The 16,732-nt window shown below is 56.0% G+C and carries 15 protein-coding genes; 8 read left to right on the top strand and 7 right to left on the bottom strand.

All coding sequences use genetic code 11. From position 1 onward, the window contains the following. Positions 1-4: 4 nt before the first annotated feature. Entirely contained in the window at positions 5-1,072 is a 1,068-nt protein-coding gene (locus tag JNB85_RS01840; RefSeq protein WP_220332686.1) for a tartrate dehydrogenase, read from the bottom strand. A gap of 289 nt (positions 1,073-1,361) precedes the next feature. Next, positions 1,362-2,309 (bottom strand): LysR family transcriptional regulator, encoded by a 948-nt coding sequence (locus JNB85_RS01835; RefSeq protein WP_220332685.1) that lies wholly within the window; start codon positions 2,307-2,309, stop codon positions 1,362-1,364. A 139-nt stretch (positions 2,310-2,448) separates the two neighbouring features. On the opposite strand from JNB85_RS01835, the gene JNB85_RS01830 reads away from it, so the two are divergent. The 4 genes from JNB85_RS01830 to JNB85_RS01815 all read left to right on the top strand — a co-directional run bounded on the left by JNB85_RS01830 (position 2,449) and on the right by JNB85_RS01815 (position 7,065). After that, positions 2,449-3,399, top strand: a complete 951-nt coding sequence (locus tag JNB85_RS01830) for a carbon-nitrogen hydrolase family protein (protein WP_220332684.1) — start codon at positions 2,449-2,451, stop codon at positions 3,397-3,399. A gap of 4 nt (positions 3,400-3,403) precedes the next feature. Continuing rightward, positions 3,404-4,024, top strand: coding sequence for a glutathione S-transferase family protein (locus JNB85_RS01825; protein ID WP_220332683.1), 621 nt, complete (start codon positions 3,404-3,406; stop codon positions 4,022-4,024). A gap of 66 nt (positions 4,025-4,090) precedes the next feature. Then, positions 4,091-5,104: a TRAP transporter substrate-binding protein gene (locus JNB85_RS01820; RefSeq protein WP_220332682.1), complete on the top strand. Its 1,014-nt coding sequence runs from the start codon at positions 4,091-4,093 to the stop codon at positions 5,102-5,104. Positions 5,105-5,184: 80 nt separating this feature from the next. Beyond that, a complete protein-coding gene (locus tag JNB85_RS01815; protein WP_220332681.1) occupies positions 5,185-7,065 on the top strand; it encodes a TRAP transporter large permease in 1,881 nt (626 codons plus the stop codon). A 439-nt stretch (positions 7,066-7,504) separates the two neighbouring features. Here the strand turns inward: JNB85_RS01815 and JNB85_RS01810 are convergent, their stop codons facing one another. Further along, on the bottom strand, positions 7,505-7,660 hold the full coding sequence (locus JNB85_RS01810) for a hypothetical protein (protein ID WP_220332680.1): 156 nt from the start codon (positions 7,658-7,660) through the stop codon (positions 7,505-7,507). A 206-nt stretch (positions 7,661-7,866) separates the two neighbouring features. After that, positions 7,867-10,020 (bottom strand): molybdopterin-containing oxidoreductase family protein, encoded by a 2,154-nt coding sequence (locus JNB85_RS01805; protein ID WP_220332679.1) that lies wholly within the window; start codon positions 10,018-10,020, stop codon positions 7,867-7,869. A gap of 200 nt (positions 10,021-10,220) precedes the next feature. On the opposite strand from JNB85_RS01805, the gene moaA reads away from it, so the two are divergent. The 3 genes from moaA to JNB85_RS01790 are packed head-to-tail and all read left to right on the top strand — an operon-like array spanning position 10,221 to position 12,871. Continuing rightward, positions 10,221-11,234: a GTP 3',8-cyclase MoaA gene (gene moaA / locus JNB85_RS01800; RefSeq protein ID WP_220332678.1), complete on the top strand. Its 1,014-nt coding sequence runs from the start codon at positions 10,221-10,223 to the stop codon at positions 11,232-11,234. A 15-nt stretch (positions 11,235-11,249) separates the two neighbouring features. Then, entirely contained in the window at positions 11,250-11,555 is a 306-nt protein-coding gene (locus JNB85_RS01795; protein ID WP_220332677.1) for an indolepyruvate ferredoxin oxidoreductase subunit alpha, read from the top strand. A 20-nt stretch (positions 11,556-11,575) separates the two neighbouring features. After that, positions 11,576-12,871, top strand: coding sequence for an FAD-dependent oxidoreductase (locus tag JNB85_RS01790; protein WP_223216397.1), 1,296 nt, complete (start codon positions 11,576-11,578; stop codon positions 12,869-12,871). Between the two features lie 32 nt (positions 12,872-12,903). Here the strand turns inward: JNB85_RS01790 and JNB85_RS01785 are convergent, their stop codons facing one another. The 3 genes from JNB85_RS01785 to JNB85_RS01775 all read right to left on the bottom strand — a co-directional run bounded on the left by JNB85_RS01785 (position 12,904) and on the right by JNB85_RS01775 (position 15,562). Further along, entirely contained in the window at positions 12,904-13,263 is a 360-nt protein-coding gene (locus JNB85_RS01785) for a nuclear transport factor 2 family protein (protein WP_223216413.1), read from the bottom strand. A 99-nt stretch (positions 13,264-13,362) separates the two neighbouring features. Then, complete coding sequence (gene pdxR / locus JNB85_RS01780; protein ID WP_220332674.1) at positions 13,363-14,871, bottom strand: MocR-like pyridoxine biosynthesis transcription factor PdxR; 1,509 nt, start codon at positions 14,869-14,871, stop codon at positions 13,363-13,365. A 226-nt stretch (positions 14,872-15,097) separates the two neighbouring features. Next, positions 15,098-15,562, bottom strand: a complete 465-nt coding sequence (locus tag JNB85_RS01775; protein ID WP_223216396.1) for an ester cyclase — start codon at positions 15,560-15,562, stop codon at positions 15,098-15,100. A gap of 92 nt (positions 15,563-15,654) precedes the next feature. Between JNB85_RS01775 and JNB85_RS01770 the strand changes: the two genes are divergently transcribed. Continuing rightward, a complete protein-coding gene (locus tag JNB85_RS01770) occupies positions 15,655-16,581 on the top strand; it encodes a LysR family transcriptional regulator (RefSeq protein WP_220332672.1) in 927 nt (308 codons plus the stop codon). The last annotated feature ends 151 nt before the right edge of the window (positions 16,582-16,732 follow it).

Raw genomic sequence — 16,732 nt, 5'->3', positions numbered from 1 at the left:
GTCCTCAATGTGAAATAATACTCTTCAACGCGAACGTTACGTCCCGCAGCATGGCAGTGCCTCCGAGATCACGCGTCCTCGGCGCGGACGGATCTGCGAGAAGTTCCTCAATGGCCGCCTCGACGCAGCGCGCAGCTTCAGGCTCTCCCAAGTGTTCCAGCATCATCGCGCCTGACCAGACCTGGCCGATTGGGTTAGCAACTCCCTGTCCCGCGATATCGGGTGCCGATCCGTGAACCGGTTCAAACATGGAAGGATGGCGGCGCTCGGGATTGATGTTCGCGCCTGGAGCAATTCCTATCGAACCAACAAGGGCCGGTCCGAGGTCTGACAGGATGTCACCAAATAGATTGCTCGCGACAACAACATCGAACCATTCTGGATGCCGCACAAAATGGGCCGTTAAGATGTCGATGTGGTAGCGACTTGTCTCAACTTCCGGATACTCATTTGCGATCGCGTCGAAACGTTCATCCCAGAATGGCATCGAATGTATAATGCCGTTCGATTTGGTCGCAGAGGCGACCCTGCGGCTACGTCGTTCTGCTAGGTCAAACGCGTATCGCATCACACGGTCACAGCCTTGCCTGGTAAAGACGGATTGCTGAATCGCAGCTTCGTCTTCCCTGCCGCGATTGATGCGCCCACCGATTTCGGAATATTCGCCTTCGCTGTTTTCCCGGACCACACACAGGTCGATCTTGTCAGCAAACGGCGAACTAAGCGCGCCGGGCACCCCTTTCAGGGACTTCACAGGTCTCAGGTTTATGTATTGGTCGAACGCCCGGCGTATGGGAATCAACAGTCCCCATAGAGAAACATGGTCGGGCACGCCCGGAAAACCGACAGCGCCGAGGAATATCCCATCGGCCGGTCGCAGCCGGTCCAATCCGTCCTCAGGCATCATAGAGCCTGTCTTGACATACCTTTCACAGCTCCAATCGAACTCTTCCCATTCCAGGGAGAATCCGAACCGTGAAGCGCAAAGGTCCAATACCGCTTGTGCTGCGGGGACCACTTCACGGCCAATTCCGTCGCCGGGAATCACTGCAATACTGTATGACTTCGACATCTGAGACGACCACCATCATCAACCCGTTGCTGCTGATGAATGGCTGCCAGTCCTCACCGGGACAACTCTAATGTGCTTGGGCGAGCTTTGCGCTTCACGCAAACCGTCAGATAGCCCTAACCCGGTCCGCAAGCCCAATTGCGGCCCATACCTTTCGAGATAGAAGCGCAAGCTATTGGAATTTATAATGTTCTCTGTCGATCACGAGAGGATGCTGCGGCGCAGCACGGCGAGTTTTGGTCCGAATGGCCGGCCCGCCTACGATCCGAGGTGCAACCGTGGGCAGGCACTAAAAGCCTTCAGTATAGCTCGGGAATGCTGCCATAAGCTGACCAAGCATATGGGAGGCCGCCGCACTGAGCGGACGGCTTCCATGCCTACAAAGGCACACTCTGGTTCCGATCTCGCCGGCCCCGACAATCTGCAGAATGTCGAACCGGTCGCGATCAGATGATCCCTGCCACACCGAGAGCTCGGGCACGACCGCCACGCCGGCCCCGGAAGCAGCGTAATGTTTGAGGGCTGCTATAGAGTTTATAGTCAGATGCGGAACGAAGCTCGTCTTCTCAGGCGGAAGGAGTGTGTCAAAAGCCACCCTTGTGGCATAACTACGGGGAGGAAGCGCAAGGCTGTGACCCTCGATTAGATCTTCCGCGGCTATCGCCTTTTGGTCGGATAGCACGCCGCCCCGTTTGGCGATGGCCACGAGACTGTTCTTGTTCTCGGCAACGATCTCCAGTTCGGCATGGGTTCGCGCATTGAACACGACCGCCAGTTCCGCGCGCTCTTCGAGCAAGGCCATCTCCGCTTGCCTCCCGGCGGCAACGACAATCTCCACTTTGATGTTGGGATAGGAAACGGCCATGTCTGTCACAAGCGGCAGCAGAAAATCCTGAACCAGAGCTTCTGAGGCATAAACCGTCACGTGGCCGCGCCTTAGGGAGTGGACATCGTCCAGATCCGCAGCAAGTCGCTCCATTCGCCGGATCATCTGTCTTGCGGCGTCTAGAAACACCTCTCCGGCGCTCGTTGGGCGCATTCCACGCGAGTGGCGCTCAAAAAGGGTTATTCCGAGTTCATGCTCCAACTGCGAAATTTGTCGGCTCAACGCCGAAGAGGTTAGGTTGACGTCGTGCGCCGCCGCTAGTGTCGAACCGCGCTCGGCTATCTGAATCGCGTACTGCAAGACCTGCAGCGGCATCCGGGGTAGAGCGCCTACTATCTTGGACCGTCCCATCGATGTCTCCTGCTGCAGTGCACACAATCAGTCCGGTTTGCGTAATGCGCAAAGCTGACTGTGGTACATTGAAATTGTCAACGGGGTAGTCGGCCCGCAAACTCCCACCATCAAATTTCCAGATATAGGGGAGCTGCGCGTGTCCGATGAAAGCAAAAACGATCCCGTTCTTTCGGTGGCAGTTGTCCAAGCCGCACCGGTGGCTTTCGATCGGGCTCGCACGCTCGACAAGGTAGCGGCGCTGACGTCCGACGCTGCCAAACAGGGTGCGAAACTCGTTGTGTTCCCCGAGGCATTTGTTTCGGCTTATCCTCGTGGCCTCGATTTCGGCGCGGTGATTGGGGCCCGCTCTGCTGAAGGTCGCGAGTGGTACCGCCTCTACGCGGAAAGCTCACTCGAAATCTCGAGTCCCGATTTCGAGCGGCTCAAGGAGATCGCTGCCCATTCAGCGGTGAACCTGGTAATCGGCGTCATCGAGCGAGATGGGTCGACGCTCCATTGCTCCGTCATGTTCTTCGCCCCTGACGGCACGTTCCTTGGAAAGCATCGCAAGTTGATGCCAACCGGCTCCGAACGCCTTGTGTGGGGTCAAGGCGATGGTTCGACATTGTCTGTCTTTGATACGAATGTCGGCAAGGTCGGAGCTGTTATCTGTTGGGAAAACTATATGCCTCTGTTGCGTGCCACGATGTACGCGAAGGGCGTCGAGATCTACTGTGCACCAACCGCGGACGGGCGTGAGACCTGGCTTCCAAGCATGCGGCACATTGCTCAAGAGGGTCGTGTCTTTGTCCTTTCCGCGAACCAGTTCTGCAAGCGCAGCGACTACCCCACTGAGTACGAAACGCCCTTTGGCAACGAACCCGAAACGATCATGTCGCGGGGCGGAAGCTGCATAGTGGGTCCTCTCGGGAACGTCATTGTAGACGCTTGCTGGGATCGCGAAGCAATTCTCTTTGCTGAGTTGGACAAGCGCGATCTACTCCGGGCACGGTACGATTTTGACGGCATCGGTCACTATAGTCGCCCCGATATCTTTCAATTGACAGTCGATGAGCGTCCTCGCCCGGTGCTGCGCAATGTCGGCTGAGGCAATGGAACTGCTCTACACCAGATTCTCCCCGTTCTCGCGGAAGGTCTTGATTCTTGCGCATGAGCGCGGTCTCCACGACCGTCTTGAGCTGCGGCCTGTCGAAGTGGGCACCCATGTGCCCCTGAAAACCTCGGCCCATGATGAGCTGTCAGGCGCGAACCCGCTGGTGAAGATTCCGGTTCTGCAGACTGTCAAGTACGGCCCACTCTACGACTCGAGGGTCATCTGCGAGTATCTGGACACTTTGCATTCCCTATCGCCGGTATTCCCGGCTATCGGCCGTGAACGTTGGGAAGCCCTTCGGCAACAAGCCACTGCAGATGGGATCGTTGATGCGGCATTGCTTATCCGCTTCGAGAAAACCCGACTTGAGAACCGGGTTTGGGAGGAGTGGGCTGAAGCTCAGACGCGGCGCATGAGGCAAGGCTTGGACGCTCTCGAAGAGGCCGCCGCCAGTCTAGGTAGAGACCTCACAGTGGGTCAGATAAGTATAGCTGCGGCTCTCGGATATCTCGATTTCCGCTTCGATGCGCTCCAATGGCGCTCATCACGGCCTGTGCTCGCCGACTGGTTCGACCGGTTCTCTTCCCGAGCATCGATGGAGTCAACAAAGCCAACCTGAAGCAATTTGACCGAAGCGCTCCGCTAGAGGGCGCGGTCAACGTCAGAACCAACCAGAGGTGAACTAATGATGATGAATAGAAGAACTATCCTGAAAACGGGTGGCATCGCAGCTCTCGCGCTCGCAACCCCCGCTGTCTTACGTGCCCAGGGCGCGGAGTTCCGATATCGGCTGGGCCATCCCTATCCGGAAGATCTGCCGGTTCATAGCAGAGCGAAAGAAGCTGCCGAAAAGATCCGGAACGAAACCGGCGGCAGAGTTGAAATTGGGGTGTACGGCAATAGCGCCTTAGGGGGCGACACCCAGATGATCTCGCAGGTTCGTTCGGGCGCGCTGCAATTCTATTCCGGTGCAGGTGTCATAGTGTCGAGCTTTGTGCCGTTAGCGGCAATCAGCGGGGTGGGTTTCGCATTCAAGGATTATCCCACGATCTGGAGTGCCCTAGATGGTAGCCTGGGAGACCATGTCCGCAGGGCGTTTGCCTCGGCGGGGCTCCATGCGCTCGACAAGTGCTGGGATACTGGGTTCCGGCAAACGAGCAGTAGCACGAGGGCAATCACGAAGCCGGAAGATTTCAAGGGCTTCAAAATCCGCGTACCGGTGAGCCGAGCTTACACGTCACTTTTCGAGGCTCTGGGCGCTTCGCCGACGAGCGTCAACCTCGCCGAGGTGTACTCCGCCCTCCAGACGAAGATCGTCGAGGGACAGGAAAACTCCATTGCGGTCTTCAGCGCCGCGAAATTCTACGAGGTCCAGAAATTTCTCAGCCTCACAAATCACATGTGGGATGGTTCATGGTTGCTGGCAAACGGTCGGGCCTGGGAAGCTCTCCCAGAAGATATTCGCGCGATCGTTGCCACCAACTTCAATGAAGCCGCAGTACTCCAACGGCAAGACTCGGAAGCCCGCAACGCGCAGTACCGCGCTCAACTCGGTGAACTCTCGATTCAAGTGAACGAAGTTGAGGCAGCGCCCTTCAAGCAGGTCCTTCGCGATGCCGGCTACTATCAGCAATGGGCCGAGCGCTACGGCGCTGACGCCTGGAGCAGTCTAGAAGAGTACGCTGGCAAACTGGCCTAGCTTTTCGGTCGGAAATGCACGCAGCCGGTGGTCTCGAAGGACCCCGGCACCTGCCTTTAGTCTGAAGGAGCGCCAGTCTCATGTCATTGAAGTGCGAAGTCCAGAAATCGAGTCAAACGTTTGGATCAGTGGGATCCTCCCGGCTCATACCGTCCATTGAAAGGGTGCTGGTGGCGGTCACCGAGCCTGCAGCCGCTGCCCTGGTGGTCTCGGAGATTGGTATCCTGTTCACCGGCGTCGTCAGCCGGTACGTATTCCATAGCCCGTTGGTCTGGGCCGACGAGATAGCGTCGATCCTTTTCCTCTGGCTCTCGATGCTCGGAGCTGTCATCGCCTCTCAGCGAAGCCAGCATATGCGTATGACGGCAATTGTCGGGAAACTTGGTCCACAGACGAGGGCGATGGCTGAAACGTTAGCCGTAGCAGTTTCTGTTCTCTTTCTCGCGGTCTTGTTTCCGTCGGCACTCCACTACGCCGAGAACGAAATCATTATCACCACGCCTGCTTTGGAGATATCCAATTTCTGGCGAGCCCTGGCCCTTCCTGTGGGAATCGGATTGATGCTTTTGCACGGTGTCTTGGGGCTATCCCGGATGCTGCTGCCAAGGTCGAATTTCATTGGGGTTGTGCTAGTAGCGCTTATTGGACTTTTTCTCTTCGCCGCCTCGCCATTACTCGTCGCAATTGGAAACCTGAATCTCCTTGTGTTCTTTGTGGGCCTCGTAGCCGCGATGGTTTTCGCCGGTGTGCCCATCGCCTTCGCATTCGGACTTTCCACATTCGCCTACCTTTCCCTGACGACAACGGTGCCACTCGAAGTACTTATTGGGACAATGGATGAGGGCATGTCCCACTTGATCCTCCTCTCGGTACCGATGTTCGTCTTTCTCGGTCTCCTTATTGAGATGACAGGGATGGCACGGAGTATGGTGGATTTCCTCGCGAGTCTCCTTGGACATGTGCGGGGTGGTCTATCCTACGTGCTTGTCGGTGCGATGTACCTCGTATCTGGAATCTCGGGAGCAAAGGCCGCGGATATGGCAGCCGTCGCTCCGGTGCTTTTTCCGGAGATGAAGAAAAGGGGTTCTGATCCTGGCGATCTCGTCGCACTCCTTGCCGCGACCGGTGCCCAAACGGAAACTGTCCCTCCAAGCATCGTCCTCATTACGATTGGCTCGGTCACTGGGGTTTCAATTGCAGCGCTCTTCACTGGCGGGATGCTACCGGGGCTACTACTCGCCGTCGGACTATGCTCGGTCATTTGGTACCGCTATAGAAACGAAGACCTGTCGCACGTCATCCGCTGCACGAAGCGCGTCATTCTCAAGCGCCTCGTCATCGCAATCCCCGCACTCGCCTTGCCATTTGTCATTCGAGCCGCCGTCATCGAGGGGGTGGCGACGGCCACCGAGGTTTCGACAATTGGGATTGTCTACTCAGCTACCGTGGGCTTGTTGGTCTATAGGCAGTTCGACTGGCATCGTCTGCGTCCTATGTTGGTTGAGACCGCTGCGCTGTCGGGGTCGATCCTCATCATCATTGGTGCGGCGACAGGCATGGCGTGGTCGCTCACCCAATCCGGATTTTCCTACGATCTCGCTAACACGCTCGGATCGCTTCCCGGCGGAAGCACCACCTTCCTGCTCGTGTCGATTGTGACCTTCATCGTTCTGGGGAGCGTATTGGAAGGGATTCCCGCGATCGTACTTTTCGGCCCGCTTCTGTTCCCTATCGCGCGGAAGATGGGAATTGACGAAGTGCATTACTCGATGGTGGTCATTCTTTCTATGGGACTCGGTCTATTCGCTCCTCCCTTCGGAGTCGGCTATTATGCCGCGTGCGCGATCGGGAAGGTTAACCCGGACAGTGGGATGCGACCAATCCTCGGATACCTTGCCGCGCTTGTCGTCGGTCTCCTGATTGTTGCGTTCGTTCCGTGGTTCTCCATCGGCTTCCTTTAGTTAATCCCGCCCCCGATTGACCGAAATTGGGGGCATCGTCACCGGATGCTGCTGTCAGGTCTAAGGTATCTTGCGCGAGTGTAACGAGACTGACCCTCGTCCGCCGCCCGTCAGTCGCCGCTCGAGTTCTTCAGCCAGCACGATCTCGTGAACCAGGTCCGGCCCGCGACCTTCCGCGGTCCGAGGCTGAATTTTCCTGTAAGGAAGAATATTCTGCCGTCGAAAACGACCTTGCTCTGGTCAGAGAGAGCGCCTTAGAGGAATCCAACGTTCCCGAAAGTGCCGAGACAGCGTCGCACGCGCTATCGCCCAGAAGATAGGAATCCAATTGCAAATGTCGTCCGACGCTCCGAGTGCGATCCGGCCGCCTGCGATAGACCTTCCGCGGCTTTGCGAAGGTTGAGGAGGCGCTTGTCCTGCTGCACGCGACCGTAGGTGTTCAGCCATGCTCGATTTGGGGCGTGATCCTGTTGTCCCAAGCAATTGCAGCAGCAAAACAGAAAGGCTGGTTGATGCCGTCTGTTTCGCTTTCTTGCGTGAATTCACGGAAGCGGAACTCGCTACTGTAGTCTTCATCAGGCTTGCTCTGCCACATGCACAAGTCTTCGATCAAAGTTGCAGGTCGGGTACGTCGGTCGGCCGAAGCAGTGAGCCACTGGACCCCATATTTAACCTGATCGCCATGCCAAACACACACAATGCCGGGCGGACGGCAACCGCCTGCGTGGAAAAACGAGGCAAGTCGCGCAGGGCCCCTTGAACGCGACTTGTTCTACCTCGATTCATAAGTGTCGTTGGCCGCTACTCTGCCGCAAGCAAGCTTTCGTCGTGAGGAAACACTTCGACCAGATTGTCCGAAAACGTCGGGCAATGGCCCATTCCCCCGAACCGTGCCGCTGCGACGCTGTTCACCGTTCCCTTGGGATTGGCAGAGCGCCAGTAGCCGACGGTAGCAACCACTACACCAGTTGGCACGTCTTCGGTCACCTTTGCGACCCCGTCAAAAGCTCCGGTCGCATTCCGGACTTCGATTTTGTGTCCATCGCCAATTCCGCGAGAGGCCGCGTCATGAGGGTTGAGAAGTACGAACTGATCACCCTGCATCCGTTGTTTCTTGGGCTCGTTCGCATAGTTGGTATTCAGGAATGCATGGCTTTTGGGGGCGACCATGTTTAGAGGATACTGCTTTGCAAGCTCCGGCGTGGAGAATGGGCTCTCGAACGGCGGCGTGTAACCGGGGAGACGCTCGATAGGCTCTCCGCCCTGCATCGCTTCGTAAAGCTGTCGGAAGGGGGGAGCCACAAAATTCGTGACGTTCTCGAGCAGGATCTCACACTTGCCCGACGGGGTTTTGAACTTGCCTTCAGCATGCGGTCTCCTGCTGCCGGCGGGTCCAAGATTGAGTTTTGCAAAACCTTCCTCCCGGAGCCGTTCGAGCGAAATCCCCTGGACCTCAGGGGCGCTCCAATCGATGGCATTCTCTACGAGTTCGAGGTCGCTTCGGCGGAACTCCGGATCGCCGTACCCCATCGCTGATGCTAATCGGCGGAAGATTTCTGCATTCGAGCATGCCTCTCCCGGCGGTTCGATCGCTTTCTGATTGATGGTAAGATAGTAATGGCCCCAGGAGAACATGAGATCATCATGTTCAGCGGCCATCGTCGCCGGCAGAATTATGTCCGCATAGGCCGCGGTATCGCTGATGAAATGATCGGCAACTACCGTGAATAGGTCGTCTCGTTTCAGGCCTGCGATGATTTTATCGACATCCATCGCTTGGGTGACTGGGTTCGTGTTGTACACCATAATCGACTTGATCGGCGGATCGAGGTTGCTTTCCCCGGTCAGGGCTTCGCCGAGCTTCAATATGTTAACGACACGGGTTCCCTCTGGTATCCAGTCGGGACGGCATATCGCCGGAAAGTTGACCGGAAACTCCCAGAGTGGAGCTTGGTAGATCCCCCCGGCAACGTCCTTCCAAGCGCCGGTGAGGGCAGGGATAGCTATAATGGCGCGAATGGCCTGCGCTCCACCCGCTGTACGCTCCAAAGCAACACCAACGCGGATCGAGGCGTTACGGGCGGACCCATACTCTCGTGCGAGTTTGGTGATATCGTCGGCGGGAACGCCTGTTATTTCCTCGGCCCACTCTGGAGTGCAATGCTCGGCGTGGTCGCGAAGCTCGGGGAATCCAAGGACATAGTTGTCGACATATTGCTGATCGACCAGCCCGGACTTGATGATCGTATGAATCATCGCCATTGCCAGTGCGCCGTCGGTGCCGGGTTTGGGAGCGATATGCCAATCCGCCTGTTTCGCCGTCCGGGATTTGTACGGATCGATCACGACCAGCTTGGCTCCGTTTTGCCGGGCTTTCATGACAAAGGGCCAGTGGTGGAGGTTGGTGCTCAATGTGTTGCAGCCCCAGATGATAATGTATCCGGAATACGCAAAACTCTCGGGATCGAGCCCGTTGGTGGGTCCGACGGTAAGAAACCACGCGGTCAAAGAGCCGGACGCGCAATAGGTGCGTTCGCAGACCGTGGCTCCCATCCGGTTGAAGAAAGCATCTCCGACGTTCAAACCCTGTACCAGTCCCTCATTGCCGAGGTAGCTGACCGGCATTATGGCCTCTGCGCCGTCGTTTTCGATGATGGCCTTCCAACGGGTCTGGATTTCATCGATCGCTGTTTCCCAACTAATTCGTTCGAAGGAGTTTGAACCCTTAGGCCCGACCCGTCTGAGCGGATAAAGCACGCGATCGGGATTGTAGTGGTGGTCTGCAAAGTCATTCAGCTTAACGCAAAGGCCACCCTTGGTTATTGGATGGCTCGGGTTGCCCCGCACGTTTGTAAGTTTTCCGTCTTCGACCGAATAGAGCATAGCGCACGTGTCGGGACAGTCGTGTGGGCACCCCCCAAAGAGAACCTGCTTCTCTCCATTCTGCTGCGTCATGACGGCTCCTTTCTTGCCTCAAGGCGGTCGACGGGAGTTTCAAAGTAGGAGGGTAAGGCCTGGCAAGGTCGAGTACCGGCCTTTGTTTATTTGTTGGTACCGGCTGAACCGGTTCTATCGTTTTTGTGGCAAGCGGCACTTCATCGCATTCGCATATATGGAAATGTTGCCTTCGTTAAGCGCAATGGCGAGGCTCCGTAATGGTACGAATGTCCAGTGAACACAGCGCGTCGACCCGTCAGGCAGCGATGGTTGATCGCTTTGGGCGAAAGATCGACTATCTCCGACTGTCGGTGACCGATAGATGCGATCTCCGCTGCACGTACTGCATTCCCAAGGGGTTTCGTGACTTCACTGAACCTCCGGATTGGCTGACGTTCGACGAAATCGTTCGCTTTGTCAGTGTCTTGAAGAGGAGGGGCCTGAGGCACCTTCGCCTTACGGGTGGGGAACCGCTAACCCGCCGAAACCTCCCTGATCTCGTTTCCAGATTAAGTTCACTAGGCGTGGACGACATCTCGATGAGCACCAACGGCACGCAACTGGAGACCTATGCAAAGCCACTTCGCCTTGCTGGTCTTTCCCGACTTAACGTGAGTTTGGACTCACTTGACGAACAAAAGACCGCGCAGATTGCGGGTCGCAATGTGCTTAGTGCGGTATTGCGGGGATTAGAAGCTGCCAGGGCAGCCGGGTTCGGCCTCATAAAGGTGAACATGGTGGTCATGGCGGATACCAATATGGCGACTATCGAAGAGATGATCGAGTTCTGCCAAAAATCTGGTTTTGTGCTTCGTCTGATAGAAGCAATGCCGATGGGCCAAACCGGACGCTCTGCGGGCAAATTCGATCTCAGCGAATTGAGGGAGCGTTTGAGGAGGTCGCGTTACCTACAAGATGTCGAGTCTACTTCCGGCGGACCTGCAAAGTATCTGAAGTCCGCTGACGGTACGATCACGGTTGGATTCATTACACCCATGTCCGACCATTTTTGCTCGAGCTGCAATCGCGTCAGGCTGACTGCCGATGGAACGATGTTCCTTTGTCTAGGTCAGAATGACAAAGTCGATTTTCGCCCGTTACTGAGAGCGGGACGACCTGATTCTGAGTTGGACATCGCCATCGACCGCGCGATGCTGATCAAACCTCACCGACATGACTTCATAACGAATCCGAAGGCCATCGATCGCATCATGGCCGCGACCGGTGGATAGCGAAAGGGGACAAGCATGCCACATGTAGTGACCGCGAACTGCGATTCCTGTCGGTTTACCGACTGCGTTACCGTCTGTCCCGTCTCTTGCTTTCATGGGGATGAATCAAGGATCTATATTGATCCGGATGCCTGCGTGGACTGTGGAGCTTGTATCCCCGCATGCCCGGTCTCAGCGATAGCGGAAGCTGGTGATCTGAGTGATGACCAGCAAATCTGGGTGTCGATCAACGCTGAACGGGCGCTGGCGACGCCCTTGATCATTAGTAAGCAACCACCATTGCCAAGTGCAGCCGATCGCCGAGCGCAACTGGGATTTTGATCAAGATGAGAGGCAATACGATGAAAGTTGCTGTGGTCGGAAGCGGGCCTAGCGGGTTCTACGCGGTCGAAGCGCTCTTTGCCGCAAATCAGGATATCGATGTCGATCTTTACGAACGCCTCCCCGTACCGTTTGGCTTGGTACGGCACGGTGTCGCCCCGGATCATCCGCGCCTCAAGTCGGTCGCCGACGTCTTCGAGAGAATTGCTCAAACGCCGAGACTGGGCTTTTTTGGAAACATCGAGATTGGGCGAGACGTTCTCGTCGATGAACTCTGCGACCACTATGACGCAGTACTGCTTGCAATCGGAGCCTCCGACGATCGAAAGCTAGGAATTCCCGGAGAGGATCTACCCGGCATCCATTCAGCGAACGCATTTGTCGGATGGTATAACGGACACCCCGACTACCAGGATACGCATTTCGACCTAAGCCAGGATCGCGCAATCGTTGTCGGGCTTGGTAATGTCGCCCTCGATGTCTGCCGAATTCTTCTCAAGCCGACAGAGGCGCTTTCTGGTACGGACATCACGTCAAGCGCGCTCGAGGCACTGGCGGCAAGCAAGATCAAAGAGGTTGTCCTGGTCGGACGCCGCGGACCTGTTGAAGCCAAATTTTCGCCAAAAGAGTTGCGGGAGGTAACTGAAATTCCCGAAGTGGGCGTGCATTTGGACCTGCATGACCTTGAGGTCGACCAACCTGTAACGCCTGGTTCGGTGTCTGCGAAGAACCTAGAGATTCTGAAATCGGCGTCGACATCAAGGCATGGGACAAAAGTATGTGCGATCAAGTTTTACCATTCACCGGAAGAAATAACAGGAAACCATCGGGCGGAGAGGATGAGATTCGTCAAGCGGCGCGGGTCCGCTGACGGGAATAGCGAGCAGGTCGAAATCCCCGCCGGGCTGATTATACGCAGTGTCGGATACCGGGGAGAACTCGTGAAGGGTTTGCCCTTCGATGACAATACCGGAACGATACCGAACGTTGACGGACGGGTCACTGGCGTCGCTTCTCCTGTGTATGTCGCAGGCTGGATAAAACGCGGAGCCACCGGCATTATTGGCACGAATCGGGCGTGTAGCGTTGCTACGGTGGACCGCCTTCTTAAAGACATGAAAGATATGCCTCGTCGTGCAAAGCGGGGTGCGCCCGCAATCGCCGAGATCCTTTCTTCGCGTTCGGCCTACGCCTCGAGCTATGGGCATTGGACGAGGTTAAATGAACTCGAGCAAGAAAACGGTCAGATTCGTGGGAAGCCGCGCGAAAAGTTTACGCGGGTCGAAGAAATGCTAGCCGCAATGAATCGATCATAGCGGCCAGCCGGCAGGAACCTCTCCACGCCCCACTATGCGTGCAGGTGGAAAACCTTATTCATGATCTTCCATTCACCGTCGACTTTGATGAGTGTGAAGAAATCCGTGAATCGATAGCCGGTCCAATTGTCGGACTCGACTTTGGCGACCGCGATCGTCTCAACGATGTCAATAGCGACAACTTTGGAGACAATCTCCGGAGCAGGGCCATTCTTGTCATTCCAGTCGTAGAGAGATTGTATCGGACCTGCCCAGAAATCGGGTCCGACGTACCCGAAGATCGTCGCGTCGGAATGGAAAGCGGGGCGCATCACATCACCTTTGCCCAGTCGTGCGCCCTCGAGGTAGTGTCCGATTGTCGAAATGATCTGTTCGTAGTCACCTATCTTCATTGCAGTCACGGTTATCTCCTATGAAGTACGATTGCATCTGGGTATCGCGGGTTCTTCCGCGCAGCTACCGTTGGCAAGCTAAACCTCGACCGGGGAGACTTAGAGTGCCGGCCCCATTGATAGTGATGGTGCCGGTGAACGAAGAGTGTTGGCGAGAAGCGATATGCCAGCCCTGATCCGCGGAGCCTTGATGGCTGCGTAGCCAAGGAACAAGTAACGCTGCCATTCTGGCAGGTTCTCCGCGCCCGCAATTGTCTCGTCTTCCAAAGTGTACACGGCCACACCACAGGACATGCCCACCTGCCGAATAGTCTTTGCGTCCCCCAATTCATTCGGTGGCCTCCAGACAACGTGGGTACCGGATGAAGTGCCGCCGACGTCCACGGGCCCGAAATGTCGTGAAAGTTCCGAAATGAGGGTATCCCGGCGTTCAAGATAGGCTTTTCTCACCATTCGTAGATGTTTGTCGAAAGCTCCCGATGCGATGAATTCGGCAAGAATCGATTGTTCAATCCAAGCTGCTCCGTGACACGGAAAGCCGTGGTTGAACAAAGTCGCGGCTTTGCCGATTTCGTCGATTAGCCTCGGTGGCACGACCATGTAGCCAACTCGGATACCCGAGCCCAGGGAGGTGGCGAACGACCCGACATGGATAACGGAATCACCGGCGTCCAAAGTGTAGAGAGCCGGCATCGGGGAACCGTCGTAGGCGAAGTCGCTATCATAGTCGGCTTCCACGATTAGCGACGATGTCTCATTCGCCCACCTAAGAAGTTCTTTCCGCCGATTTTCCTTCATCGGTGTACCGAGTGGAAACTGTCTGGCTGGAGTCGTGAATATGACGGCCTCCTTTACCGGCGGGAGCGAGTGAACGAGTAATCCGTCTTGGTCGATCGGCACTGGCAAAATCTGTGCGCCATATCCTCTGAACAGGTCTCCCGTCGCTGCACAGCCCGGCGCTTCGATAAGCACTGGTGTTCGCTCGTTTACATAGACATGACCTATAATGCTCAGGGCCTGTTGGATGCCTGTCACTATGATCACCTGCTCAGGACAGATCCGCATGCCGCGTGACGCGCCTAAGAAATCACAAATAACCGAACGTAGAGCTTCAAAGCCCAGTGGGCTCGTATCGCCTGTCAGATTAAATTTGGAGGATCGCATGTGGCGATTCATCAGGCGACGCCAGACCGCTGCGGGAAAAAGATCAGGATCCGAACTCTCTAGCTCAAAATCATAGCAAACTTCATTTTTTAGAGCACTCGCCGGAGCGACAGTGACCGCCGCGGGGCGGGAAGGCTTGGAATGGGCGAGAAGGTTAAGAGACTTGGGGCTTTCTTCTACCCTCAGTGCCAAATCGGGCGACTTACCCACCACGAACGTGCCGATATTTTCGAGGGTCTTGATGTACCCTTCAATCTCCAAGCTGTCATACGCAAGTAATACGGTGTTTCGTGATATTCGAAGTTGCTCGCTCAGAGCGCGGGTTCCAGGTAATCTTGAGCCTGGTTTCAGCCGATCCAGGACAATGAACTCTCTGATTTGGCCTATGAGCTGAGATTGCAAAGAAACAGCCGAATGCCGCTGTAGCACGATTGGCAACTGCATTCTTCTCTCCACCAACAGTTCGCCACGTTTGCCGTGACCAAGTTGAGCATGAAGAAACGCAATTTGCGTGCCAACCCACTCCAGCGGCACGTAACTATTCGAACCTAACGACTTGGGTTTTTCAAGAGCCCGCGCTCGACTGAGACCGTAAACAGTCGTCACTCAGAAATGTGGAACCAAACCACAAATCGCTTCCACATTTGAGTAAGGGGCTGAGGTCCGGATTTCAATGGCCAGTCAATTGTCTAACGGCACCTGCCCAGTCTTCGATGTGATATGAGTGCGCGATTTTCCCACCCCGTATAGTCTGGATATCGATCGACATGATCTTGAACGACTTGCCGGTAGCTGCGACACCCATGAAGTCTTTCGCCGGTGTTCCGCTGGCTTCACCACGAACGATGACCTGATTTCCCGAAATCATGATATCGCGGATTTCCCATTTGAGATCCGGAATGGTTTCTCCGCGTGCTTTGAACGCGCCCACCAACTTCTCCCTTGTGAGGCAGATGCCCTCCGCACTGCAGGTCATCCAATCGTCGGTCGTTGCCTTCCTCAGAAGAGCGTCAACGTCCTTGGTCGCCGGCTGATTGAGAGCGTCATAGAGGGGAGCGATGATCGTGCGGGCTTGCTCGATCGTTAGCGTCTCGTTGGCGGCTGCTCCTGTGGCGACAGTTGCCGCGACTACCATTGCAAAAATCCTTCTCATGTTGCTTCCGTTTGGTTGTCGATGGAAGCAGTATGACGGTCCGTTAAGTTCGAAAAAATTGAATTCGGTGCATAATGGATATTGATTCCACGAAACTTCGGCGTTTGGATTTTACGCTTCTCCTGGTGTTTCGGCTGTTATATCGACAGCGGAAGGCGACGGTTGTCGCCCATCAGCTTGGCTTGAGCCAACCCGCGATAAGCCATGCGTTATCGCGGTTGCGCGCTGTCATAGGCGATCCGCTGTTCATTCGGCACTCTGATGGTTTCGTACCCAACGGCGTAGCAACTGCACTTGCACCGCTGATCGATGAGATACTCGAGACGGCAAATCGTGCGCTTGGGGCGAGCGACTTTTTGCCAAGGGAAACGCGGCGGCATTTTCGGATCGTAACGGTGGACTATATAGCCGCGCCACTGACGCCCATACTCCATGCCCGCCTGTTGGAAGATGCTCCTCATGCTCGATTTTCGATTAGGTTTGGGACAGGATCCGGCGCGCTCCAACTTGTCCGGTCAGAGGCAGTCGACATGGCAATCGGAAGATTCGATTCTCTTCCTCACGACCATGAAAGCGTGTTGCTCTCGGAAGAGGAGTACGCAGTGATTATGCGCGTCGGCCATCCGCTGACCCACCATCTCAGCCTAGATGATTACGCAGATGCTTCTCACCTGTTGGTTTCCTTCAATGGCGACCACTATGGGACGGCGGACCGCTCACTGCTTTCAATCAGGAAAAAGCGCAATGTTGCCGCGAGCGTCCCGCTCTTCATGACAGCGATGCCCGTTGTGGCAGCGTCGGACATGATTTCCATGGTGCCCAGGAGGATGGCGCTCGAGCACGGCGAGAAGTTCGGACTCGTACATAGACCGCCGCCATTTCCGATGGAACCGTTTGCGCTCTCGATTGTAACGCATAAGAGACATCGGACTGATGCGAGTCTCGCTTGGTTTCAGAGTATCGTCATCGAGGCTTGGGAGAAGCTGACAGGGCGGAGCTAGCAGGTACTTAGACCTCGCGTCCCGCCCTCGCTGACCCCGGTTTCGCGGCTTGATGTACCCTCGAGGACGGGATCCGAGACGCACGTCTGAAGGTGGACCCGCGACGGCAAGCTTCGGCATGCATCCCGTCATGAGTTCCGCGAGGACGGTC

Origin of the sequence: Rhizobium mesosinicum (assembly GCF_019511345.1) — a bacterium.
GTDB lineage: Bacteria > Pseudomonadota > Alphaproteobacteria > Rhizobiales > Rhizobiaceae > Rhizobium > Rhizobium mesosinicum.
Note: the sequence above shows the minus strand (reverse complement) of the source record. Positions and strands in the feature narration are given on the sequence as shown.

Coding starts and splice junctions, on each gene's coding strand:
- moaA (WP_220332678.1), top strand. CDS start 10,221: ATGGTACGAATGTCCAGTGAACACAGCGCGTCGACCCGTCAGGCAGCG.
- JNB85_RS01775 (WP_223216396.1), bottom strand. CDS start 15,562: ATGGTAGTCGCGGCAACTGTCGCCACAGGAGCAGCCGCCAACGAGACG.
- JNB85_RS01805 (WP_220332679.1), bottom strand. CDS start 10,020: ATGACGCAGCAGAATGGAGAGAAGCAGGTTCTCTTTGGGGGGTGCCCA.
- JNB85_RS01785 (WP_223216413.1), bottom strand. CDS start 13,263: ATGAAGATAGGTGACTACGAACAGATCATTTCGACAATCGGACACTAC.
- JNB85_RS01820 (WP_220332682.1), top strand. CDS start 4,091: ATGATGATGAATAGAAGAACTATCCTGAAAACGGGTGGCATCGCAGCT.
- JNB85_RS01835 (WP_220332685.1), bottom strand. CDS start 2,309: ATGGGACGGTCCAAGATAGTAGGCGCTCTACCCCGGATGCCGCTGCAG.
- JNB85_RS01790 (WP_223216397.1), top strand. CDS start 11,576: ATGAAAGTTGCTGTGGTCGGAAGCGGGCCTAGCGGGTTCTACGCGGTC.
- JNB85_RS01815 (WP_220332681.1), top strand. CDS start 5,185: ATGTCATTGAAGTGCGAAGTCCAGAAATCGAGTCAAACGTTTGGATCA.
- JNB85_RS01770 (WP_220332672.1), top strand. CDS start 15,655: ATGGATATTGATTCCACGAAACTTCGGCGTTTGGATTTTACGCTTCTC.
- JNB85_RS01840 (WP_220332686.1), bottom strand. CDS start 1,072: ATGTCGAAGTCATACAGTATTGCAGTGATTCCCGGCGACGGAATTGGC.
- JNB85_RS01825 (WP_220332683.1), top strand. CDS start 3,404: ATGGAACTGCTCTACACCAGATTCTCCCCGTTCTCGCGGAAGGTCTTG.
- JNB85_RS01795 (WP_220332677.1), top strand. CDS start 11,250: ATGCCACATGTAGTGACCGCGAACTGCGATTCCTGTCGGTTTACCGAC.
- JNB85_RS01810 (WP_220332680.1), bottom strand. CDS start 7,660: ATGTGGCAGAGCAAGCCTGATGAAGACTACAGTAGCGAGTTCCGCTTC.
- pdxR (WP_220332674.1), bottom strand. CDS start 14,871: ATGCAGTTGCCAATCGTGCTACAGCGGCATTCGGCTGTTTCTTTGCAA.